Origin of the sequence: Aminobacter anthyllidis (genome assembly GCF_018555685.1) — a bacterium.
Taxonomy (GTDB): Bacteria; Pseudomonadota; Alphaproteobacteria; order Rhizobiales; family Rhizobiaceae; genus Aminobacter; species Aminobacter anthyllidis.
Map to the genome: position 1 here is coordinate 632290 of NZ_JAFLWW010000004.1, position 22712 is coordinate 655001.

Annotated in this window: 20 protein-coding genes and 1 pseudogene; 8 read left to right on the forward strand and 13 right to left on the reverse strand. The window is 59.8% G+C overall.

All coding sequences use genetic code 11. From position 1 onward, the window contains the following. Positions 1-110: 110 nt before the first annotated feature. Positions 111-944 carry a helix-turn-helix domain-containing protein gene (locus tag J1C56_RS16795; RefSeq protein ID WP_214391189.1) on the reverse strand — a complete coding sequence of 278 codons (834 nt, stop codon included), beginning with the start codon at positions 942-944 and terminating at the stop codon, positions 111-113. Between the two features lie 163 nt (positions 945-1107). On the opposite strand from J1C56_RS16795, the gene J1C56_RS16800 reads away from it, so the two are divergent. Together J1C56_RS16800 and J1C56_RS16805 are read left to right on the forward strand one after the other, a co-directional pair. Further along, positions 1108-2337 (forward strand): aminomethyl transferase family protein, encoded by a 1230-nt coding sequence (locus J1C56_RS16800; RefSeq protein ID WP_214391190.1) that lies wholly within the window; start codon positions 1108-1110, stop codon positions 2335-2337. Positions 2338-2525: 188 nt separating this feature from the next. After that, positions 2526-3422, forward strand: coding sequence for a GlxA family transcriptional regulator (locus tag J1C56_RS16805; RefSeq protein ID WP_214391191.1), 897 nt, complete (start codon positions 2526-2528; stop codon positions 3420-3422). 63 nt (positions 3423-3485) lie between these two features. On the opposite strand, the gene J1C56_RS32945 is transcribed toward J1C56_RS16805, so the two are convergent. The 7 genes from J1C56_RS32945 to J1C56_RS16835 form a co-directional block, all read right to left on the reverse strand. Then, positions 3486-3827, reverse strand: a complete 342-nt coding sequence (locus J1C56_RS32945; RefSeq protein WP_246591453.1) for a hypothetical protein — start codon at positions 3825-3827, stop codon at positions 3486-3488. Further along, entirely contained in the window at positions 3808-4233 is a 426-nt protein-coding gene (locus J1C56_RS32950; protein ID WP_246591455.1) for a nucleotidyltransferase domain-containing protein, read from the reverse strand. The genes J1C56_RS32945 and J1C56_RS32950 overlap by 20 nt, the downstream gene beginning before the upstream one ends. Positions 4234-4548: 315 nt before the next feature. Continuing rightward, a complete protein-coding gene (locus J1C56_RS16815; protein ID WP_214391192.1) occupies positions 4549-6570 on the reverse strand; it encodes an ABC transporter ATP-binding protein in 2022 nt (673 codons plus the stop codon). A gap of 2 nt (positions 6571-6572) precedes the next feature. Next, on the reverse strand, positions 6573-7460 hold the full coding sequence (locus J1C56_RS16820) for an ABC transporter permease (RefSeq protein WP_214391193.1): 888 nt from the start codon (positions 7458-7460) through the stop codon (positions 6573-6575). Then, on the reverse strand, positions 7457-8410 hold the full coding sequence (locus tag J1C56_RS16825) for an ABC transporter permease (RefSeq protein ID WP_214391194.1): 954 nt from the start codon (positions 8408-8410) through the stop codon (positions 7457-7459). Before J1C56_RS16825 ends, J1C56_RS16820 begins: the two co-directional genes overlap by 4 nt. Beyond that, positions 8407-9078: a dimethylsulfonioproprionate lyase family protein gene (locus J1C56_RS16830; protein WP_214391195.1), complete on the reverse strand. Its 672-nt coding sequence runs from the start codon at positions 9076-9078 to the stop codon at positions 8407-8409. Before J1C56_RS16830 ends, J1C56_RS16825 begins: the two co-directional genes overlap by 4 nt. Positions 9079-9147: 69 nt before the next feature. Then, a complete protein-coding gene (locus tag J1C56_RS16835) occupies positions 9148-10674 on the reverse strand; it encodes an ABC transporter substrate-binding protein (RefSeq protein ID WP_214391196.1) in 1527 nt (508 codons plus the stop codon). Positions 10675-10770: 96 nt separating this feature from the next. Here J1C56_RS16835 and J1C56_RS16840 point away from each other — a divergent pair, with 96 nt between their 5' ends. The 3 genes from J1C56_RS16840 (at position 10771) to J1C56_RS16850 (ending at position 15716) form a co-directional block, all read left to right on the forward strand. Then, positions 10771-11664, forward strand: coding sequence for a LysR substrate-binding domain-containing protein (locus tag J1C56_RS16840; RefSeq protein WP_246591457.1), 894 nt, complete (start codon positions 10771-10773; stop codon positions 11662-11664). A gap of 567 nt (positions 11665-12231) precedes the next feature. Then, positions 12232-12801, forward strand: coding sequence for a hypothetical protein (locus J1C56_RS16845; protein WP_214391197.1), 570 nt, complete (start codon positions 12232-12234; stop codon positions 12799-12801). A 596-nt stretch (positions 12802-13397) separates the two neighbouring features. Continuing rightward, positions 13398-15716, forward strand: coding sequence for a sensor domain-containing protein (locus J1C56_RS16850; protein WP_214391198.1), 2319 nt, complete (start codon positions 13398-13400; stop codon positions 15714-15716). A 214-nt stretch (positions 15717-15930) separates the two neighbouring features. Here J1C56_RS16850 and J1C56_RS16855 read toward each other — a convergent pair whose 3' ends face one another. The 4 genes and pseudogenes from J1C56_RS16855 to J1C56_RS16865 form a co-directional block, all read right to left on the reverse strand. Next, the gene (locus J1C56_RS16855) at positions 15931-16359 is read right to left on the reverse strand and encodes a type II toxin-antitoxin system VapC family toxin (RefSeq protein WP_214391266.1); all 429 of its coding nucleotides are present in this window, start codon (positions 16357-16359) and stop codon (positions 15931-15933) included. Further along, the gene (locus J1C56_RS16860; protein WP_214391199.1) at positions 16356-16610 is read right to left on the reverse strand and encodes a type II toxin-antitoxin system Phd/YefM family antitoxin; all 255 of its coding nucleotides are present in this window, start codon (positions 16608-16610) and stop codon (positions 16356-16358) included. Before J1C56_RS16860 ends, J1C56_RS16855 begins: the two co-directional genes overlap by 4 nt. Before the next feature lie 85 nt (positions 16611-16695). Beyond that, a pseudogene (locus tag J1C56_RS32955) lies at positions 16696-16999 on the reverse strand (CopG family transcriptional regulator); the annotation flags it as partial. Between the two features lie 237 nt (positions 17000-17236). Then, on the reverse strand, positions 17237-17926 hold the full coding sequence (locus J1C56_RS16865; RefSeq protein WP_214391200.1) for an outer membrane protein: 690 nt from the start codon (positions 17924-17926) through the stop codon (positions 17237-17239). 299 nt (positions 17927-18225) lie between these two features. Here J1C56_RS16865 and J1C56_RS16870 point away from each other — a divergent pair, with 299 nt between their 5' ends. Then, entirely contained in the window at positions 18226-18474 is a 249-nt protein-coding gene (locus J1C56_RS16870) for a hypothetical protein (RefSeq protein WP_338001458.1), read from the forward strand. A 950-nt stretch (positions 18475-19424) separates the two neighbouring features. Here the strand turns inward: J1C56_RS16870 and J1C56_RS16875 are convergent. Beyond that, a complete protein-coding gene (locus J1C56_RS16875; RefSeq protein ID WP_214391201.1) occupies positions 19425-20141 on the reverse strand; it encodes a helix-turn-helix transcriptional regulator in 717 nt (238 codons plus the stop codon). 215 nt (positions 20142-20356) lie between these two features. On the opposite strand from J1C56_RS16875, the gene J1C56_RS16880 reads away from it, so the two are divergent. Together J1C56_RS16880 and J1C56_RS16885 are read left to right on the forward strand one after the other, a co-directional pair. Then, positions 20357-21496, forward strand: a complete 1140-nt coding sequence (locus tag J1C56_RS16880; RefSeq protein ID WP_214391202.1) for an ABC transporter ATP-binding protein — start codon at positions 20357-20359, stop codon at positions 21494-21496. After that, positions 21477-22640: an ABC transporter substrate-binding protein gene (locus tag J1C56_RS16885; protein ID WP_214391203.1), complete on the forward strand. Its 1164-nt coding sequence runs from the start codon at positions 21477-21479 to the stop codon at positions 22638-22640. The genes J1C56_RS16880 and J1C56_RS16885 overlap by 20 nt, the downstream gene beginning before the upstream one ends. The last annotated feature ends 72 nt before the right edge of the window (positions 22641-22712 follow it).

Genomic DNA, 22712 nt, shown 5'->3' on the forward strand with positions numbered 1-22712 from the left:
ACATGCGGCCGGCATGTCGCCTGTTTCGTTCCAGAGCAGTTCCGGAAAGGCGGCTTTGCGTTCGCAATTGCTCGAAAACAGGGAGATAGAGAGAATACTCTCTGGCGATCTCAGAACGCCGTATTGCCTGGATTCTCCAGCACATCGCTGGGAGGACGGTAGCCCTTGTTCGCGCGGATCTCCGTCGGCGTCATCGCAAAATTCTGCCTTATATGGCGCGAGAAATGAAACGGGTTCTTGTAGCCGCATTGATAGGCGATCTCGGAAACCGACAGGCCGCTTTGCAGCAGCAGGGCTCGGCCACGATTGGCCCGCATCTGCCAGAGATAGCGCATCGGCGTGACGCCAATGTGCTTGCGGAACGACGAAATCAGCTGTTGCGGCGACAGGTTGGCGATGGCCGCGAGCGCGCCACCTGTGATGTCCTTGTCCATGTTTTCATCCATGTGTCGCTTCACCCGCAGGACCTGCTTGGGAACGAACCGGTCGCGTGCGGTGAGCTGCGCCTCATGGAACAAGGCGGTGTAGAGCGCGTAGCCAACAGCATTGCGCACGTCGTTGAGACCCGTGCTTGACGAAAAGCCGAGCTCAACGCCGATTCGCTGCAGGTCGGCCAGCCTTTCGGTTAGGGGGACAACAGGCGAGGCGCCGGCGAGTGGAGAGGGCCCGTTCGCCCAGATCTTGCCGGGCACGCCCTCGCACCATCCCACCCGGTGTAGGATGTCGCGCTCCATCTCGATCAAGAACAGGCGATCATTCCGAAAGAAGGCGGCCTGCCCACCGATGACCGTCGTTTTCTCGTCGTCGCAGGTAACCCTAATCAGCCCCTTATGGACGAAGATCAGGCTGACATACTGCCTGGACAACGGCCCATAGACGCCGCCGCGGGAATAGGTCGTTTCGCCAAAGGCGAAGCCGTGGTCAACGTCGACGATAGAGTCCATGCAACCACACTCTCTGCCTTGATTAGGTAAAGCAGAATAAGACCTCCATTAGATAAATTCCATCCCGGCTTTCATCAGGGATATGGATTGCCGTTGGCGCGGTATTCTCTCTAAGCCCCGTTGGCTGCACAGTCGGGACACACAAGTTCGGAGGAGAAAGACAGTGCTGGACAAGGCTGAATTGGCGGGCAACGGAACACCGTTCCATGCTGCAAGCAGCGCCGAGGTGCGGACCACCTGGTGGTATGCGTGGGACAAACACATCGTCCCCGACGTCTACACGAGCATGCCGCGGGAGCTTGCGGCCATCCGCAACGCCGTTGCCATGATCGACATGTCGCCGCTGCCCAAGATGGAGTTGCGTGGCCCCGACGCGCATCGCCTCGTCGACCGGCTGATGACCCGCGACATGACGCGGCTCGAAGTCGACCATGTGATGTACACGCCGTGGTGCAATCGCGCCGGTCTTCTCGTCGGCGACGGCCTGGTTTTCCGGCTGGCGGACGACTGGTTTATTGTCTCGGGAGAAACGAGCCACGCATGGTTTGCCAGCCAGGCAGCAGAGCTGCAGGTCGAGATTCGCAACGCTTCCGACGACTACGGCATCCTCTCGCTGCAGGGCCCCCGCGCCTTCGATCTGATGCAGGCGGCGACGGGCCACGACTGGTCCGGCCTCAAATTCTCGCAGATTGGACGCGCCACCATTGCCGGCCATGACGTTCTTGTTGCTCGGCAGGGCTTCACCGGGGAACTCGGCTTCGAGCTCTGGGTGCCCCAGGCGGCGGGTGCTGAGGTGTGGAAAGAACTCCAGGCCATCGGTCAACCGTTTGGCGTCATGCCGGCAGGCGAGTATGCGGTCGACGTCGCCCGCATCGAGGCTGGCCTGATCTTGGTCTCGGCGGATTACAACGGCGCCGGTCCGGACCCGCGCACCGCACGCGTCGACGTCACCGACGATTTGAACATCACGCCCATCGAGGCCGGCCTTGGGCGGCTGATCGATTTCGGCAGCGATTTTGTCGGCAAGCAGGCGCTCCAGGCTGCGGCCGCATCGACCAAGCTGGGACGGCGTTTTGTCGGACTGCAATATGACGCAGGCGAGATCGTGACCGCGGCTGCCGAGAAGAGCGCCTATGGGACTGCTCTTTCCAGGGTGTACTGGGGTTCGATGCCGGCCTTCCACGCCGGCAAGCCGGTGGGGCGTGCCTCGAGCTTGGCATTCAGCCCGACGCTGAGGCGTGCCATCAGCTTCGGTTTCCTGCCAACCGAGCTGTCAGCGCCGGGCACCAAGGTCGATGTCGAATTGAAGGATGACGAAGGCGCCAGCATCGGACTGGTCCCGGCCACTGTCGTGTCCTTGCCGTTCATCGAAATTCGTCGGTCGAAGGGCTGACAACGGCCCACAACGACCGCGGGGGGAGGGAAGTGAATATAGCTCACAGACCAGTGTCGTTTGACCTCGAAGTCCGGCGGCGCGCCGGTCAGGCTCTCTCCTCCAGCTCAACCGCCGTGCCCGATGCCGTCGTATCGAGCTTCCAGATCCTGCTCCTGCCCGGTTTCTCCCAGCTCTGTCTGGCATCGATGATCGAGCCGCTCAGGATGGCCAATTCATTGTCGGGCAAGAGCCTGTTCCGCTGGCAGCTGGCGAGCCTTGACGGCCATTCGGTCGTCAGTGCCAGCGACATGTCGCTGGCGGTGTCGGGCAACGTCTTCGCGGACGAAGCCGCGTTCATCGCTTGCCCGCGCAGCGCCGTGCTGGTCTGCGCGGGAGAAGGCGTCGAGCGCTTCAGCACAAGCGAGCTGCGCAGCTTCCTGCGCCGCATTCACCGCGCCGCCGTACCGATTTATGCCTTAGGCACCGCAACATGGCTGCTCGCCGAAGCGAAGCTGCTGGACGGGGCCCACTGCACGATCCATTGGGGCAAGATGGCGGCTTTGTACGAGACGTTCTATGGCCTCGCCATCGACGATGCGCTGTTCGTCCGCGACGGCTCCATCGTCACCTGCGCCGGCGAACTCGCCGCCTTCGACCTCGCGATGGACCTGGTGCGGCAGCATTGCGACGTCGAGCTGGCGCGCAGCATCTGCCAGCATCTCGCGGCCGATCGCTGGCGCGACGGGGCAAGCGCCCAGTCGTTGCTGCCTGGATTGCGCTTCGGCAGCGCCGGAAAGAAGCTATCACGCATCCTGCAGCTGATGGAGAGGAACATCGAGGAACCGCTGTCGCTCCAGGAAATTGCCCAACAAATCTCGTTGTCGCGACGCCAGGTCGAGCGTCTGTTCGAACGTCATCTGTCGACCACCCCAAGGCAGCACTACCTGACGCTCAAGTTGCGCCGCGCTCGACAGCTGGTCGAAATGACCGAGATGTCGGTGACTGATATTGCCATGGCCTGCGGTTTCGAATCCGCATCTTATTTTTCGAAAAGCTTCAAGGAACACTTCGACATCCTGCCGAGCGTTCTGCGCGCGCGGTAAGTTAGCAGGGGGCTTCCTGCTTGTCCGGTCTTTGGCCGTGGAATGAGAAAGGTAGTCATCGGCTCACGCGCGCCAAGATGCAGGAGCGGTGCGGCGGTACCCGTCGAACAACGGACCCCCATGTGAAGCCAATTCAGTTTCCGCCAAAGCGATCACCAAGTCGGATACTGCTGATGCAAATAGCGCCCGGAACGCTGCGTCAAACCTGTCGCATAAAGTTTCGTCGGCGGCTGCCAAAAGGCGCGGCGTCCATTTGCCGATCCCGTTCCAGTGACCTCGACCGCGCAAGGCAAGCTCTGCCAGCTTCGGATAGAGCATAGCGCCTATCGCCAGCACCTCGGCGCCAGTTCGGTCGCCACGCAGATCGTCAATCGCATCCGTGATCTCATATCGCAGGGCATTCAATTCGACTTGCCCTAACGTGGGCTGGCCCAGCAAAGAGGCGAGCCGATACCGTCTCGCGCAACACCTCGGCGCGCTCGGGAGCATCGCCGATCACCCGACCTTCGACGATCATGTTGAGGATAGAGGGCCTGGCGCGCGATACGTCGTCGTGAACGAACCATGTCAGCGTCCCGATGTCATGAACAAAGGCTTCCACCGGAACCCCTCTGAAAACGAAGGACTCGCGGCGAGCCGCTTCGAGAGAGTCGAAAACGACAACCAGATCGATGTCGGACAGGCGCGTGCCTTGTCCTCGCATGATCGATCCCGCGACATACGCAAACAATGCACCGTTGTATCGCGAGCGAAACGCAGCTTCGGCGATTTGCAAAGCCTCGGAAGGTGAGGGGCAGGGTCGATAATTCATAGGCGCGATTTACTACCGCTTTTTTTGGGCCGTTAGACAAGGCGACCTGAAGGCAAGTATCAAACTGCCAAATGGCAGCTTTCCGCCTTTTTCTACCGAAATCTGACAGACCGCTTACGGCCCCCCGAGTCGACGTCCTGCGCCGCAAAAACGGCTGTCGCGTTTGGCTGGAAACTTGAGCCGAGCGTCGCCACGCGCTAACCAGTCGCGGACCAGGGGTACTCTCCCCCAGGTGTTCCAGTGATCAGCTCGAAAAGGTACTGACTGGACCTTTCGCTTGGGCGGTACCTTCCTGGTCAGGGCAAACCAGACCAATTAAGTTTCAACGCTCAAGGGCTTCAGACCCGGACGAACTGTAGGAGATGCCAATTCGTCGACCGGAACGTGGCAGCGGATATAGCCGCTGCCGGTTTGGCGAACCGGTGGCCGAGTCTCGGCGCAGTTGCTTCCGACCTGGCGGGGACAGCGGCCGACGAGCGGGCAGCCGATGCCCGGCACCGCCCGCGACGTCGGAATGGCGGGGGGATGGGAGACGTAGTGATCCTTGCTGAGGCCGGGGGCGGCGTCGAGCAGCATTTCCGTATAGGGATGGAGCGAATCGCCAAGCAGCGTGCCGGTATCGGCCAATTGCATGATCTCACCGCGATAGAGCACAGCAACCCGATCGGCGAGCTGCTGCACGACGGCGAGGTCGTGTGAGATGAAGAGCATCGCAACCGCGTGCTTTTCCTTGAGGGAGCGCAGCAGCTCGACGATCCTGGCCTGCACCGAGACGTCGAGTGCTGACAGGATTTCATCGCAGATCAGTAGTTTGGGATTGACCAGCAGCGCGCGGGCGATGGCAATGCGTTGGCGCTCGCCGCCAGAAAGCTGGTCGGGAAACCGGTTGAGATAACCCGCGTGCAGGCCAACGTTGTCCAATACGGCCGCGAGAGCCATCTCGTTAGTCTCGATCCCGAAATGATCCAGCGGGCGTTCGAGGATCGCCCGGATACGGCGACGGGGGTTCAGGGACGCATCCGGGTTCTGGAAGATGTACTGAATCTGGCGCAACTGCTCGACCGAACGGCTTTTCAGCGCCGGGGCCAACAGGTCCCCGTTTAGGCTGACCGACCCCGACTGCGGCGGCAGGCGTCCGCTGATTGCGCGCGCAATCGTCGATTTGCCACTGCCGGATTCCCCAACGAGCGCGACCACCTCACCGGCGCGCACTTCGAGGTCGATATCGCGCACGACGGGAGGGATCGACTTTCGGAAGAACCTGTCGAAACTGCCAGGCTTTCGATAAGACAGGTTCAAGTCGGTGACCGAAAGCAGAGTGTCTTGCCTTGTGGTCTCGACGCGCTGACTTGGCTTTCCAGCCGGCGTTTGCGGTACCGCGGCCTCTCGCCATTTCATGCAGGCAACGAACCGCACATCGCCGACCGGCTGCAGAACCTGCGGCGTGGTGCGACATGGCCCGGATGCGAAATCGCAGCGTGGTTCGAACTTGCAGCCGGTGGAGATCTGGTCTCGACGCAGCACGCCGCGCAGCCCTCCGGCCTGTCTGTCGGTTCCATCCACGGTCGGGATCGAGGCGATGAGCCCGCGGGAGTAAGGATGGGCAGGCGCAGCTAACAACTCGTTGCAGGGCGCGACCTCGACGAGTTGGCCCGCATACATGACCCCCACCCGGTCGGCGATCTGGGCGAGCAGCGCCAGATCGTGCGTCACGTAGAGCATGGCCATGCCGATGCTGGCTCGAAGATCGCAGAGAAGCTGGATTATCTGGCGCTGGGTGGTGACGTCGAGGCCGGTGGTCGGCTCGTCGAGTACGAGCAGGTCCGGATTACAGGCGACAGCCATGGCGATTGCCACGCGTTGCTGCTGGCCGCCGGAGAGTTCGTGCGGGTAGCGATGACCCACGTCGGGCAGGCCGACCAGGGCAAAGAGTTCGACGACGCGGCGCTCCATGCTTATGCCGTCAGGCAGTGCCCGGTGCGTTGCGATCATTTCGCGGATCTGCGAGCCGACTCGCATGCCTGGGCTGAGAGAGGTTGTCGGATTCTGCGGAACGAGCGCGATACGGTTGCCGCGCAGGCGTGTTAGTGCCGAGGTATCAAGCTTGAGTAGATCCATGCCGTCGAACACTACCTCGCCGGTCTGAACCAGGCTGTTGATGGTGCCGTAGCCAAGCAGGCGGTAAGCGACAGTGGATTTGCCGCAGCCGGATTCGCCAACGAGCCCGAAGGCTTCACCGCGGGCGATCTCGAAGGAAACGTCCTGCACCACGTTGGTCCAGCCGGCCTTCCCACCATAGGCGATGTTGAGATTGCGGACTTCGATGAGTTTTTTCATGTTCACGCTCCCGCCACTGGCCGCTGGCCAAGCATGCGCGAAAGGCCATCGGTGAACAGGTTAAAGCCGATGACGAGGGATGCGAGGCCCAAGCCGGGCCCGAACACGGTCACTGGAGAGGCGATCAGGAGATTGCGGTTTTCGCTGATCATGAGCCCCCATTCCGGCGTCGGTGGGCGAATGCCGAATCCGAGGAAGCCGAGCGCTCCAATGAGGATCGGGGCATAGCTGAGGCGCAATGAGAACTCGACGAGAAGCACGTTGGCTGCATTGGGAAGGATTTCGCGGAAGACGATGGACCATGTGCCTTCGCCACGCAGTTCTGCCACCGCAACATACTCACGCGTCGCGATTTCCATGGCGGCCGCGCGCGCGATGCGGGCTATGCGCGGGGCATAGACCAGGCCGACGACGAGCACGATCAACACTGGCTCCCCAGCAAGTGCTGGGCCTGCGGCGATGATCATCACCAGCGCAAGTGCCAAAAAGGGGATGCTGATCATTGCTTCGACGATGCGCTGGGCAATCTCGTCGAACCAGCCGCCTACATAGCCCGAAAGCAGGCCCAGAGTGGTGCCGGCTACCATGCCCAGGATCGTGCCTGCAAAGGCGAGCAAAAGCACGATATGTGCCCCGTGCATGAAACGGCTGAAGACGTCGCGACCAATTTGGTCAAGGCCCATCGGATGCTGAAAGGATGCGCCCGAGAGCGGCAGTCCCGCTCCCATTTCGGCAAAGCCGTAGGGGGTCCAGAAAAAGCCGACAATGGCAAAGAGCACATGGGTGGCGAGGATGACCGCACCAACCTTGAACGGGCCGGGTGCGGCATGCCAGCGCTCGGCACCGAACCGGGCGAACCGCCTCGAGGGATTGGACGCAATCGTGCTCATCGGCTTGTCCTCAAGCGTGGTTGGAGCAGGACAGCCAGGACGTCGGCCACCAGATTGGCGACGACATAGACGGCTGCACTGATCATCACCGTCGCCTTAATCAAGGGAACATCGCGCAGTTGCAGCGCATCGATCAGCAGCGTGCCGAAGCCGGGATAAGAAAACACTCGCTCGACGATTACGACGCCGCCAATCAGGAAGCCGAGATTGAGTGCGGTGACATTGAGCGCCGGCACGATGGCGTTCGGCAGGGCATGGCGGAAGAGCACGGTGCGCGGGCGCAGGCCCTTGAGTTCTGCGAGACGCACATAGTCGGAGTGCAGCACCTCGATGAGGCTGTCGCGCAAGACGCGGATGGCATAGACCGCCATCATGATGGCGAGCGTGACGGCGGGCAGGACCATTGCGCGCAGCGTCTCCTGCCATGTGCTGGCCTCCGAGATCGTCGCCAAAGCAGGCAGAATCGGCAACGCGACTGCAAAGACGAAGAGCAGGATCGTGGCGAGCAGGAAATCCGGCAGCGACAGCAGGATGAGCGTGATGACCGAGATGACGTGGTCAACGACCTTGCCGCGGTTCGTGGCCTGGATGATTGCGGGAACAAGCGCAAGCACGAGATAGATCGCAAAGGCAAAGAGCGAAAGGAGCAGAGTATTGACGATGCGGGGGGCTAGAACATCGGCGATCGGCCGGCCGGTGGCGATCGATACGCCGAGATCGCCGCGCACGAAGTCGCTGAGCCAGCGGAAATACCGGATGGGGGCAGACTGGTCCAGATGAAGCTGGCCGCGCAGAACTTCCAGTGCCTTGGCGGTGGCATCGCGGCCGAGGATACGGGTGGCGACGTCACCGGGAAGGGCCTCAAGGATCAGGAAGATCAGGATCGAGACGAGAAGCAGCGTCAGGGCCGAAAACAGGATCCGGCTGGCGAGGAGGCGAAAAACGCTCATGTCGCATCCAATCCCACGGAAGTAGGGGCGGCACCCGCCGTCGCGGCATCGGGTATGAAGGCCGCATCGGTCTCGAGGTCGCCCTCCCAGACATAAAGAAGCACAAGAGGCCGCTCCTCCGAAAGCGTAGCATGGGGCAGCCATGACGGATGGTGGATGATTTCGTCGATGCCCCGCCTCGTCCAGTCCGTTACGCCCGCCCGCCAGTAGGAAGGACCGGTGACAGTGTAGTAGAGTTCATCAGCCGGGTGATGATGTAGCGGATAGTGGGTTCTTGGTCCCAGGAACATCAACCCGAAGGCGATATCAGGGTCCTTGATCAGCGCCGGCGGTCCGCCATCAGGGCCGCAGATGACGCCATAGCCGTAGTTCTCGCCGAAATCGTTGCTAGGCGGGTTGGCCAGATAGCTCTTGCTGCGAGTCACGTGGATTGCCGGCAACAGGACCGCAAGCGCCTGGGCAAGCGGCGACTGTGCCGCATGGGATGCCAATTCTGCCTCGCAGGCTGCCTGTATCGGTACGCGACCCGGCGAAGCGTCGTTCATCGGTGGCAATCGTTTCGCAAGCTGGCGCAGCCGGGCGGCGTGGGATTGCGACACGCTTCGCGCATCTCGATCGAGCGCGTTGGCAAAGCATGTGAGGAAGGTGATCAGGGCGGAAGTCGTCATACAGCTATCCTCTTCCACGGGGCGACCTGCCCCGTGGATGCGAGTGTCCTGGGAGGAGGAGAGGGCGCTTTACCGGCTGCAGGTCAGCTCGGCATAGTCGATGCGGTTTACGTCGACATTCGGCTGATAGCCTGCGCAGCCCTTGCGCAAACCTGCGACAACGGATGTGAAGACTGGCAGGATCATGCCGCCTTCGTCGGCGACCACCCGCTGGGCTTCGCGGTAGAGATCATTGCGCGCCTTTTCATCTGCTGTCTGGCCTGCCTTGACGACAAGTGCGTCGAAATCGTCGCGTTTCCAATGCGTTTCGTTCCACTCAGACTTGCTGCTCAGCGATAGCGTCAGAGCTTCGGCCGGCGGACGGGCGCTGGTGTAGGAGATAACAGCCGGCTTCTTCAGCCAGATCGTATCCCAATAGCCTTCGGCCGGTGAGGTGATAACGTTGACGCGAATACCCGCTGGTTCGGCCATCTGGGCATAAACTTGTGCAAGCAGCATCATTCCGGGATAGGAATCCGAGGTGTAGAGATCGAAATCGATGCCGTCGGGGTGGCCGGCCTCGGTGAGCAGGGCTGCTGCCTTTTCGACATCCGCTGCCTTTGCGGGTGTGCCGAGGCCGAGCGGCGAGGAAAGCGGGATCGGCGTATCGCCACCTACTTCTCCGTAGCCGAGCAGCACGGTATCCAGGATCTTCTGGCGATCCATCACCAGTTTCATCGCTTCGCGGACCTTGAGGTTGTCGAAGGGCGGCGTGTCTGTCCACACCGCTAGGTACAAAGACGTTGCGCCCGGTGTTGCCACCAGCTCAACGGCAGGATTGTCTTTTAGCGTGATAAGGCTTGCAGGATCTACCGTCAGCGACAGGTCGACCGTGCCTGACAGCAGCGCCGAAAGACGCGAAGTCGGTTCCAGGCTGGTGGTGATCTCCAGGCATTCCGCCTTCGGCAGGCCGGCGCGCCAGTAACTGGCGTTGCGGCGCATGACGCGTACCGCGCCGTTGACGGTGAACGTTTCCTGCATGAAGGGGCCGGTGCCGTTGCCCTTGACGCGCAAGTCTTCCGATTTGGCGCCCTCCGGCACCATCAGCGCATATTTGGTCGCGATCAGCATCGGCAGTTCGACCACGGGCTGCTTCAACTTGAAGCGCACCACATGGTCATCGATGGCGGCAATGCCGTTCGGGTCCAGGAAAGCGAGAGTGGAAAAGCCGCCCGGCGAGACGGCGGGATCGAGCAGACGGCGATAGGAATAGACCACGTCCTTTGCATCGAAATCGGAGCCGTCGTGGAATTTCACGCCCTTCCGCAAGTGAAATGTCCATTCCGTCGCGTCGGCATTGGATTCCCAAGATTCGGCTAGGGCCGGCATCGGCTGCATGGTGTTGTTGCGGTCGACCAGCGGCTCGTAGATGGCGCGGATATGGTAGACGCTGTCCGTGCCAATGAGGGCGGCCGGATCCATGGTCTGTTTTTCGCCGTCAGACTCATAGCCGAGCACACGAACGCAGCCTTCTTGCGCAAAAGCCACCGTTGCCGACAGCGAACAGGCCGCCATTGTCACGGCTAAAGCGCTGCTTTTCAGAAGGTGATGCTTCATTTTCTCGTTCCCCATTTTTGGTTTTGTTGGACGAGTATGAAAATGGGTCCGGCGCCTTGCAAACGATTAGAAATCAAGTCTACATGAGTAGAATTCATGTGGATTTACGAGATGGTCCGGCGCATCTTGCCTCCCCTGACGACGTTGCGGGCATTCGAGGCGGCGGCGCGGCTGATGAGCTTCAAAGCGGCGGCAGAAGAACTCCGCGTCACGCAATCCGCAATCAGCCATCAGGTCGCCTCGCTGGAGCGATACCTCGGAACGCTGATGTTCCTGCGCTTGCCTGGCCGCGTGGAGTTGAGCGAACAGGGTGCGGTCTACTATCCGGTCGTGCAGGATGCATTGGACCGGATCGCTCTGACCACGGATCTGATCCGGCAGAAAAACACACCCGCTTCGCTGACGGTCCAGGTCTATGTCACCGTGGCCGTGCGCTGGCTGATACCGAGGCTCCAGACGTTCAAGAAAGCGTTTCCCGAAATCGCCGTGAACCTCGATGCAAGTCTGCTTGACTGGGAGTTTAACGCCGATCGCGCCGACATCGGCTTCATTTACACGCGCGCACCGAACCGACCGAACTTGACATATACGCAGCTGCGCCGGGAACGGCTCGTCGGTGTCTGTTCCCCTGCCATCGCCCAGGCCATCAAGGTGCCGGAGGACCTGCGTTCCTGCTCATTTCTTGCGGTCAGCGGAACCACGGAGGACGCCGCGACATGGGCGGCGAGCGTCGGCTTGACCGGCGTCTCGCAAAAGACAGGACCACTCTTCGACAGTAACCTGCTCGCCATTGAGGCTGCGATCAATGGGCAGGGGGTGGTGGTCGTGCCGCGGTTTCTGGTCGAGGCCGATATTGCCGCCGGTACGCTTGTGGCACCGCTTATCTCAGACGTCATGCAGCCCGGCGGATGGTATCTCGTTCACCTGGAGCGACGCGGTAAGGAGAAGGCCATCCGCGAGTTCCTACAATGGATCCAGCGCCTAGCGTGATCACCCCATATCGGCGTTCCTGGACACGGCAAACGGCCCGCTCTGGCGTTTGAGTGCCGGAGGACTATTGAAGGTCTGCAAAACGACTGCAAATGATGAGATTTAAACTCCGGTTGAACCAGATTCATGTGCCGTGGAAGTGACGATCGCCTCGCTTATCGAAATTGCTTGATCGCCATCTGTGAGCTCGCGGACGCTCTGCAACGGGCAACGACCGGAATGCGCTGTCGCTCGCGCCGTGGGCCGGATACCAGAGTTCCCGCTTTCTCAGTGCCAGTGGATAGGCAAGGCAGTCCGCGAGGGTCGGCTCCTGTATCATCGCCAAGGCATTTTCAGGTCTCATCAGGATACCGATGCGAACATCCGCCGTACCGCTATCCAGTCTCATTGTGTCATAGTTAATAGACAGTGTCTTGTTTACGTGGTTAAACAAACTGGTCATCAGCTATTGCAAGGGCGCTGGTGCTTGAGAGCGCAGAACATTCTCCCGCCCCAGCGGGAGCTATGCGATGACATTCATTCACCCCAGTATGTTTTCTGAGACCCCTCGTCGAGAGAAGGGTCCTATTGACTGTTGCAGCACAAGGGACGTCCATCGGTCCTTCATTGCGGCAATTGAAGCCGACTATCTGCCCGACAGCTTCACGACGAAGTGAGAGCGAAATGCCGCTCTCCCTCCGGACGACACTTTGCGAAACCAGAGATGCGTTACACGTGCTGCGTAGAGCTCTATTTGTTCGCGGGCATATCGAAGCAATGGATGAGATTAATTCCCTCATACGCATCGCAGAAGAAAGGGCAGTCAGCGCGATCGGCGATATTGACCGGGCCCAGCTTCGAAAACCTGTTTTCGTGGCGGTAGCAAGCCCCCCGATGCCCGAAGACATATTTGTTCCGATCGCTCAGCGAATGAAGCTCGGCGAGATTCGCGAACAAGGCATGGGCCTAAGCGCGTATTGCGGCAATGCGCGCTGCGGTCATTTACGTTCGCTAGATCTCGATGGACTGATCAAAGTCTATGGTACCCATTACGACTTCGTCACCGAAAGGCGGCTGGCGTCGAAGCTGGTGTGCAAACGGTGCCAAAATGTTGGAGGAAGGCTGATTGTGGTCTCCGACAAAAGGCCCCGGTATTGAACTCTGGGTCACCGAGAAATTTAGACGCTGCGGCCCGACGGGACAGGCGCTTTTTTGCCAACATGGTCAGGAAATGAAACCGGGAAACCATTTCGCTCCCCTTGCCGCAACACCCGGCGTCGGGAGCGAATTCCGTTCCACCGGCGATCCGAGAAGCGGTCGAATCCCGGCCGTTTGCGCTCTCTCGGTCGCACAGGTTGCCGACCCGTGGGAATGGCACAGCTCGGGGCTTGCTTGACGTGGATATATGATGCCTTGGAAGGTTCGGCGTCAGCGACGGGCGGGGAGTGCCACTAGGAAGAGAGAATTCGCCTTTACAAAGGCGGCGCGCTAGCGCCTTGCATTGCCAGAGTGCTTGTCTTCAGTAGTGATCTTCCTCAATCGATAAACCTGTCCAATTCTTCCTGGCAGTTTTTGTGAACTTGTGGCTGGTAGAGCGATGGGGGAGCTCGTTTGCAATTTTCCGCATTTATTTGATCTTTTCTCAATCTGTTAATCTGCGGGAAGGTCTTTTGGCGGCATCCTGAAAGATTGTTTGCAGACGCTGGTAATGCCTCGTCGTCCATTGAAGGCGGAGCCTGATAGAGAGGAACCAAGTGCCGAAGACCGGGTCGAATCGCTTCGACTACCGTGCCGAAGCCGGCCAGACGCAAGTCAATCGGCTTATCGCGACCGTCGAAAGGCTTGAGGCTGAGTTTCAGCATCGTGAGAACGCTGAACGGGAGTGGGCCACCGAACGGGGGCTGCTGCGGGCAATGATTGACCAGGTGCCAGACTATCTATTCGCAAAAGATCTTGAATGCCGTTTTTTGGTTGTGAACAAAGCCGTCGCAGACATTCATGGCCGTGCACGACTCCAGGACATGATCGGCAAGACGGATTTCGAACTTCACACTCCCGAACTCGCTGCGCAATTCTATGAGATCGAGCAGACTGTCATTCAGTCTGGGCGCCCGATGATCGACATGGAAGAAATGGTATTGGATTCGACCGGCGCTAAGCGATGGCTTTCGACATCGAAAGTCCCCTTGCGCAACGACCACAACGAAATCATCGGTCTTGTTGGGATTTCACGCGACGTAACCGCACGCAGACAGGCCGATCTCGTGCGGGAAGAACAGGCACTCGTCCTCGAAATGATTGCGATGAACGCTCCTTTGGGAGAGGTCCTTGATCGCCTGGTACGCCTGATGGAAGCCCAGCTTGACGGTGTGTTCGGCTCGATCCTGCTGCTTGACGAGGATGGTGTCCATCTCAGGCACGGGGCAGCGCCAAGCTTGCCCGCGGACTATTCGAAGGCAATCGACGGTGTCGCCATTGGTCCGGACGTCGGCTCCTGCGGCACCGCGGTCTATCGGCGGCAAGCAGTTGTCGTTGCCGATATCGCAAGCGACCCGCTATGGAAGAACTATAGCGAACTGGCTGCGCTCCATGGATTGCGCTCCTGCTGGTCTACGCCAATCCTGTCCCACCACGGAGACGTTCTAGGCACCTTTGCGATGTATTCGCGCGAAGTACGCGAGCCAAAGTCGGCCGAAACGCATCTTACAGAATTGACGACCCGGATCGCCGCTATCGCCATCGAGCGCAAACGCGCAGAAGACCAGATCATCTTCCTGGCCCATCACGACACACTGACCGGCCTTCCCAATCGCAGCCTGCTCAAGGATCGCCTGACCCAGGCAATGTTGCAAACCCAACGCCACAACCCCTGGGTATCGGTGGTGTTCGTAGATCTCGACAATTTCAAGACGGTCAACGACAGCCTGGGTCATACCGCCGGCGACGCGCTGCTAAAGATCGTGGCGAATAGAATGGTCGATTGCGTCAAGGCGACCGACACTGTGATGCGGCTGGGTGGCGACGAGTTCGTCATCCTGCTTGTCGATCAGCCCGAAAGCCCCGACGCCATCTCGGCGACCCTCAACCGAATCCGAGCGGCCATAGCCGAGCCTGTGCCCTTTGAGGGACAGGTTTTCCACGTCACCTGCAGCATGGGTGTGGCGACCTTCCCTAACGACGGCTCGGACGCAGAGACGCTTCTCATGAACGCCGATGCTGCAATGTACAAAGCCAAGGAAGCTGGTCGCGACGGCTTCCAGTTCTACACGGCCGAGATGAACACCAAAGTTCATGAACGGCTGGCACTCCAGGAGGCGATGCGCCACGGCATTGCTCATTGCGAATTCTATCTACTCTACCAGCCCCAGGTGGATCTCCAGACGGGGCGCATTTTTGCCGTCGAGGCTCTGGTACGCTGGAAACACCCTACGCAGGGTGTGATCTCTCCCGTCCATTTCATTCCACTAGCCGAAGAAACAGGGCTGATCGTACCGCTCGGTGATTGGGTGCTGAATGAGGCGTGTCGCCAAAACAAGGCGTGGCAGGATGCCGGGCTGTCGCCTGTCAATGTAAGCGTGAATGTTTCGGGTCGTCAGTTCCACGAGAAGAACTGGATCTGTCGCGTTACACGAGCGCTTCGAGAAAGCGGCATGGAGGCACGATATCTCGAACTGGAGTTGACCGAGAGCCTTCTCATGAGGAACGTCGACCAGGCTATTGCGACAATGAAGGAATTGCAGGCGCTTGGCGTCCATTTCGCAATCGACGATTTCGGGACGGGCTATTCGAGCCTCAGCGCGTTGAAGAACTTGCCGGTGGCACGACTCAAAATCGACCAGTCATTCATCCGCAACCTTGCTCGCGACGAGAACGATCGGGGTATTGCAGCGGCGGTGATCTCACTCGGACAAAGACTGAATATGCGGGTCATCGCCGAGGGCGTCGAGACGGACGAGCAGTTTGCCTTCCTGCACGACAATCATTGCGACGAAATACAGGGCTACCACTTCAGCAGGCCGATCAAGTCGAAAGCCATCGAGGATTTGCTCCGCAGCCAGACTGCCATGCCTTAACCAATTGCAACCCTGCCCGGTCAAATCTGATGAGTGACGTTAGCCTTGGGAGCGTGGGATCTGCTCGTCGATTTTGAAAAGCAGGGCGGGAACAACGGAGTCTTCCGCCTCGACAAAGGGCGCATCAGACGGATCGACACAACCGTGGCTCCGCGCTGTTCGGCCGCTGTATCGCTGCGTCGCTCCAGACTGTCGGGTCTGGTGTAATCGACCGCTAGCTTTGGGCTTCCCAGGGGTTCACGAGGTCCACTCCGAACGCAGAAAAATCCGCGAGGTTTCGGGTGACAACTGTCATGCCATGGACCAGCGCTGTCGCGCCGATCAGTGCCTCGCGCTCTGCGCGCGGATCTGGCACATGCAATCGTGCGCAGCGCAGCGCGACTGTCGCATCGACGGGGAGCGTACGATCGGCAAATTCCGGGATAACGTGCGTGTCCATCCAGGTTCGCAAGCGCATGCCCTGTTCCGCGTCGCGCCGTTCCATGCGTTGCACGCCGATTTCAAGCTCCATGAGAGAGATTGCGGAGATGAAGAAGCTTGTCGCATCGCTTCGCGATAGCCACGCGACAACATTCGGGTCCGCTTTGCCGTCCCCGGCCTTGCGCAATTCGGAAATGATGTTGGTGTCGAGGACAAACATCAGGAGAGATCGACCTCGCGGCTTGGAATGGTGACGCGGGGCGGGTGAAAATCCGTTTCGGAGAGTCCCGGCATCGACAATGCCTCGACAAGATTTCGGCTCTTTCCGATCAGTCGCTGATAGTCTTCTATGTTGAGAAGCACATGGGCGGGTTTGCCCCGGTCAGTGATGAACACCGGGCCATTCAAAGCCGCCTTTTTGGCGCGCCCGACATCCTGGTTGAGCTCGCGGCTCGATAAAGTCGTGATGGGCATTTCAACCTCCATCAATAATGTAGTTACGTTACTACATTTGATGAAGTGCTGATGCAACTTCATATTTGCGTTGGCCGCGCTGGGGTCATCCAGGCTGATCGTCAACCGTGGATGGCGGCATGTCGTCCGGAATTTCGCGCAGAAAGCTCTGCCCTTTCTGAAGACGTTTGCCGAGCGTCTCCACGAAGCCGTCGAACCGCTCCCGGCCCTTCGCCTGCGCCGCAGCCTGAGCACGAAATGGCGGCGTGATCGACAGCGAAAAGCGGACGAAGAGCGCAAGCGTTTCGGCCGTGGCGCGTCGAGATCACGTTCCATTCGCTGAACCTGCCGGGTAAGCGGTCGAGCCGCCACGCGAAGGCTCCCTCCATGGCGTCGGAGTGGCCCGGGGAAGGAAGGAATGGCGGCTATCCTTGAACTCAGCTCAAAGGCGGTCCGTCGGGAAGCGGCCCCAAGGCTGCCAGTACTGTACGCACATCGGGAGCGCGGCTCCGCCGCCGACTATCTGTTGCGCGAGCCCATTCCGAGCAGCTGCCTCCACATGGTCGTGAAGGCGGCATCGCCGGTACTTCTGGGCAAACCAAAACCCCGGCGCGAGGCCGGGGTTTGAAACGTCAGATGACTGCTGTTCAGAATTTGTATGCCAAACCGACCCGAACATCACTAGTCTTGAAGCCAAAGCTGCCATCGGTTCCACCTAAGGTGAAGTCCAGATCACCATAGTCGGTGTACCTGTACTCGGCCCGGGCAAGCAGATTGTCGGTGAAAGCATATTCCACGCCAACACCAACCGTCCATCCTACGAGGGTGTCGCTGAATTCCTGAACCGGCGTTCCACCGGAAACAAACGTTCCGTTGGCCCCGGCAAATGCCACGCCACCGGCGATGTAAGGCAGGAACCGATCCACGGCATATCCGAGCTTGGCGCGCACAGCGCCCGTCCAATTCAGATCGTAGTCAATTCCGGAATTTGGAACCGGAAAGCCGAAGATGAATGCTTGGCCGAAGCCATCGATGCCGGACCAAGCAATATCGGCGTCGATGCCCAGCACGACATTGTTGGCCAGCTGGTGGTTGTATCCGGCATAGACACCTCCCAACCAGCCATCGATATCCGCGGGGGCGGTAGCCAGTCCACCGGGAGACGACAGGTCGCCATCGCCCCAACCATAACCCGCCTGCAGACCAACGTAACCGCCAGTCCAGACAAACCCTGCCGGCAAAATTTCAGGGGTTGGCTCAAGCACGACCGCATCGGCCGCTGCAGCGATGCCTGATAGCCCGAGCAAGAACACGCTTGTTAGCAAAAGCTTATTCACAACAGCTCTCCGATTTCATCTCCCAACAGAATGTAACATGTGACCGAGAAGTTCATACGACTCATGTCCGCTTCCTAGAATTCGCTTAGTATAGTTGCCAAAATACAACAGCTTTTTTGGGTCTGCGCCACATGACGCACTTGTTTCCTACCTTTCAATTGCTTGGCTCTGACATCACCGCCCTATGGCCGGTAGCTCTGCAGATAGAGCCCCCACTGCCGAAGGTGGCGGGGCTTTTTTGCAACCATGCACAAAGGAAAGCGTTGGTAGGGCCGGGGGCTCAATTAAGGAGAACGACCGTGAGGAAACTCATTATTGCACTCGGTGCCGCTGCTCTCATGAGCGGTGTAGCCTGGGCCGCTTCCGTCGACGGCGTGGTCAAGGAATATATCAAGGAGACGAAAGTCATCACCCTGGAGGACGGCAAGAGCTTCACCGTGCCGCCCGATGTGGCGATCCCGCCGGAAGTTGCTGTTGGCGCAAAAGTCTCGATTTCAACCGCAGATGACGATGCGACCAAGGTGACTGGGGTAACTCTCTCGCCGTAGAATCTTTTAGCAGACGCCCCGCCGGCTACGGCTGGTGGGGCCTTTTCCCTAGTTGTCGCAAAGGGCGTCTAAGATCATCGCCATTAGTTTGTCGCGTGCCCGTCGTTACAATGTGGTCCGCGGCTCGGTCGCCAGCAATTCGTCGTTCGACAATCGCCTGTACGGTGGACGCCCAGTCCCGACGTAGACATAAGACCAGCTTCCAGCTTACGGTCTCATCTTCGGCTAGGACACACGTAATGGGCTTCATGCTCGACACTCCTTGAAAAACAAAGACTGCCGTAGCCCCATAAGGCTTCGCTCACCGAAGGGTGGTGATGGGAATGAGGCAAGCAAGAGCGGCCCGCTTGGACATCGCCAAGTCGGGCCGTCTGTGTTGCATAGCATGGGCTTGGGCGGGGCAGTCGACGCAACGCTCATTCGTCGATGTAAGGCGTCGCGTCGCCGTACTACCCCACCTTCCCAAGGCCTAATCCTACTCTTGGTGGCGATAGGCACAACTAGCTCATTGGATGCGAGCGGTAGGGCAGACTAGCTAGTGGGCGGGAACTTGGGGAGCCGTGGGAGATTGTGGTAGCGGAGCGCGTGCCCTCAGCCGCGTTCCAAGCAGCGGGCCTGCTGTTTCCAGCCGGTAGCGGCAGGTCTCGCGCTGCTTCGCCAAGAATTTTTGGAACCAAAGCAAAGCTGTCCGGAGCGACCCCCATACCCCCCACTATCGCTCCGAGATTGAGGCCTGTCGGACCCCTCCGGCGGGCCTTTTCGCTATTCCGCGGCTCTAATGGTGGGAACGACATTCCGTGCAGAAGCGTTTTTTTGGCGGAGTGCCAGGCAACGACCCGAACCTTCAGGCGCTCCAGCAGCGAGGCCTGCCGAGGTCGCCCTCCGGCAGGCCTTCGTCTTAGGACGCTCCGGTAGTGGGGGACGTCATGACGGCTTGGCAACCAGTTAGTTCAACGCCGGCTTTCGATAATTTCGATGAAGCGGGCGAAGAGTTCGGCCTGGGATTTGATGCCGAGCTTTTGGTGAATGTTGCGGCGGTGGACCTTCACCGTCCCTGATGCGACGCCGAGCGAACGTGCGATGGATTCGGTCGAGTGTCCCTGCAACACCATGTCGACGACATGCACCTCGCGAGGGGTCAGCGACAGGCTTTCCCAGATATGGGTGCGGTCGAATTCGTTGTCTGGTGGCAGTGCGTTCTTCGGTGCTAGCGCAGTTTCGGCTTCCGGCAATTCACGCCAGCGCTGACGGCATAGCTCGATCACCAGAGGCGCCATGTCGCGCAAAAGCCTGGCATCCGCAGTTCCGAACGGACCCGACGCCTTGAGACGCATCAGCGAAAGGACCACTGAATCCTTGCCGGGCAGCGGCACGAAAAAGCCGACCTCTTCGGCGAGCCTGGTCTGGCTGTAGTACGAGCGGAAATACTCGCTGGCATAAAAGCGGTCAGGGGCCAGTTCCCGCATCCTCCAGAACCCTTCCTTGCGCTCGACTGCAGCATGGTGGAACGGATCGAGCAGGTAAGGCCCTTCCTGGTACAGCGCGACGAAGACATGGCTTTCGGGGGGTGAGAATGTCTCGAACAGCATTGGCGGGCGTGCGGCACCGCGATAACCGAACACAACACAATGGTCGAAGCTCACATGCCGACGTAACCAGGTGGTCATCATCTCGCCAAATCGACAACCACTGGTTTCGCGTGTCGCTTCGATGGTCGCCGCCAAATCGCCGAAGTCGTCGCTGCGGGAAGACCGTCCAATCAACTTAGATACCCCTTCAAACAATGAAATTGCAGAGATATACCACCTGTGAGGTATATACTAGGCGCCAATCCATTGGTAGCGTTCCGTCATCGTGACGCCTTCCGGTTGGAGATTGTCGATTGTCTACAGCGCCTGTTCCCGACATCGAGTTCCGTGGGGTTGCCAAGCGCTATGGCGCAGTAACCGCCGTTAGCGGCATCGATCTCGCCGTTCCCCCTGCAGCATTCGTCGCGCTACTTGGGCCATCGGGCTGCGGCAAGACCACCTGCCTGCGCATGATCGGCGGCTTCGAGCAACCGAGCGAGGGCCAGGTGCTCATCCGCGGCAAGGACATGGCCGGGACGCCGCCGTATCGGCGCCCGGTCAACATGGTGTTCCAGCAATATGCGCTGTTCCCGCATCTCGATGCCGGGGACAACGTATCCTACGGCTTGCGCCAGCTGCGGCCGCGGCTTTCGGCGCGCGAGATCAGCCTCAAAGCCGGCGAAGCGTTGGCGATGGTCCAGCTCGCCGGCTATGGCCGCCGCAAGATCCACGAGCTGTCGGGCGGGCAACAGCAGCGCGTGGCGCTCGCCCGGGCGCTGGTCAACAAGCCGGCTGTGCTTTTGCTCGACGAGCCACTGGCCGCGCTCGACAAAAAGCTGCGGACCGATATGCAGATCGAGCTTCAAAACCTGCAGCGCGAACTCGGTATCACCTTCGTTCTGGTCACGCATGACCAGGAGGAAGCGCTCTCAATGAGCGATTTCGTTTGCGTCATGAATCGCGGCAGCATCGTTCAGGTCGGCCAGCCGAGCGAGATCTACCATGAACCGGCAGACCTGTTTGTTGCCGATTTCGTCGGCAAGACCAACCTTCTTGCCGGCAAGGTAGAGAGGCGCTCGGGCGAACTGGTCGAGGTAATGCTTGCCGACGGTTCGGTGATTTCCGCGCGCAGCCGCAATGGTGTGGCCAGCGGCGAAGCCGTCTCGGTCAGCTTGCGCCCGGAGGCATTGCGCCTTGGCGCGTCGGAGCAGGGGACGTTTCAGGGTATCGTACGCAACCGCATCTTCCTCGGCTCCACGGCGGAATACGCCATCGAGGTGCCAGCACTCGGCACGTTGCTGGCCACCGCCGACCACCAGCTCAGTCAGGATCTGTTCAAGCCGGGCGAACCCGTCGCTATCGGCTTCGCTCCGGGAGCGCCGCTGGCGTTTTCGGGGGTCAAAGAAAACGGGGAAAAACAGAGGGAAACAAAAAATGTCGAAATCGTATCGTGATGGCCTGCCCATCACCTCGGAAGAATTCGTCAGCCAGCTCATGCGCCTCAAGCGCGGCTCCATCGGCCGCCGCGATTTCCTTGGCCTGACCGGTCTCGGCATCGCCACCGCCGTGCTCGGACGCGAACTTGGCCTTTCGCCGACACCAGTGAACGCCGCCGAAAACCTCGGCGACCGGATGTCGATCGCCACATGGCCGAACTATCATGATCCGGCGACCTTCGAGAACTTCACCAAGGACACCGGCGTCGCCGTCCAGGTAAACGTCTTTGGATCGAACGAGGAGATGCTGGCCAAGCTGCAGGCCGGCGGTTCGGGTTGGAGTCTTTACGTCCCGACCAACTACACAATCTCGACTTACAAGAAGCTCGATATCATCGAACCGCTAGACATGTCGAAGCTCGGCAATTTCGACTCCAAGTCGGAAGACGGGCGCTTTACTGCAGAAGGCGCCATCGATGGCGTCGTCTACGCTGTGCCGAAGAACTGGGGCACCACCGGCTTTGCAGTCAACACCAAGAAGCTGGCCAAGCCGATGACCACCTGGAAGGACTTCTGGGACGTGGCCATGGCCGAGGGCGACGGACGCACAATGGTGCACGACTACCAGCTCACCACTATTGGCAACGCGCTCAAATATTTCGGCTTCTCGTTCAACTCGCTCAAATCAGACGAGCTCGCCAAGGCCGAGGAGCTGCTGATCAAGGCCAAGCCACATCTCTTTGCCGTATCGAGTGACTACCAGCCGCCGATGCGGGCAGGCGACGCCTGGATGACCATGTGCTGGACCAATGACGGTGCCCAGCTCAACCGCGACATTCCCGACATCGCCTATGTGCTTGGCAAGGAGGGCGGCGAGATCTGGACCGACTTCTACGCCATCCCAAAGGATGCGCCGAACAAGCCGGCTGGCTATGCGCTGCTCAATTACCTGATGAACCCGCAAGTTGCGGTCAAGGAGCATCTGGCCAATGGCGCGCCCTCGACTGATGCACGCGTCAACGCGCTGCTGCCAAAGGAAGTACTCGACAACCCGATCCTTTATCCGGCCGCCGATCTGCTCAGCCCGCTAGAATTCGGCGCGGCGGCGACGCTGACCGATCCGGCACGCGCCGAACTGATGGCCCGATTCAAGTCGGCCTGAGCCAACTCGGCCTGATCAATCCCAACTGGCCGATGGGTGCGCATCATGCGCGCCTATCGGCGCCTCGGACAT

Coding starts and splice junctions, on each gene's coding strand:
- J1C56_RS16815 (WP_214391192.1), bottom strand. CDS start 6,570: ATGAAAAAACTCATCGAAGTCCGCAATCTCAACATCGCCTATGGTGGG.
- J1C56_RS16805 (WP_214391191.1), top strand. CDS start 2,526: ATGATCGAGCCGCTCAGGATGGCCAATTCATTGTCGGGCAAGAGCCTG.
- J1C56_RS32950 (WP_246591455.1), bottom strand. CDS start 4,233: ATGAATTATCGACCCTGCCCCTCACCTTCCGAGGCTTTGCAAATCGCC.
- J1C56_RS16875 (WP_214391201.1), bottom strand. CDS start 20,141: ATGACCACCTGGTTACGTCGGCATGTGAGCTTCGACCATTGTGTTGTG.
- J1C56_RS16825 (WP_214391194.1), bottom strand. CDS start 8,410: ATGAGCGTTTTTCGCCTCCTCGCCAGCCGGATCCTGTTTTCGGCCCTG.
- J1C56_RS16795 (WP_214391189.1), bottom strand. CDS start 944: ATGGACTCTATCGTCGACGTTGACCACGGCTTCGCCTTTGGCGAAACG.
- J1C56_RS16820 (WP_214391193.1), bottom strand. CDS start 7,460: ATGAGCACGATTGCGTCCAATCCCTCGAGGCGGTTCGCCCGGTTCGGT.
- J1C56_RS16860 (WP_214391199.1), bottom strand. CDS start 16,610: ATGCCCATCACGACTTTATCGAGCCGCGAGCTCAACCAGGATGTCGGG.
- J1C56_RS16840 (WP_246591457.1), top strand. CDS start 10,771: ATGTGGATTTACGAGATGGTCCGGCGCATCTTGCCTCCCCTGACGACG.
- J1C56_RS16885 (WP_214391203.1), top strand. CDS start 21,477: ATGTCGAAATCGTATCGTGATGGCCTGCCCATCACCTCGGAAGAATTC.
- J1C56_RS16830 (WP_214391195.1), bottom strand. CDS start 9,078: ATGACGACTTCCGCCCTGATCACCTTCCTCACATGCTTTGCCAACGCG.
- J1C56_RS16835 (WP_214391196.1), bottom strand. CDS start 10,674: ATGAAGCATCACCTTCTGAAAAGCAGCGCTTTAGCCGTGACAATGGCG.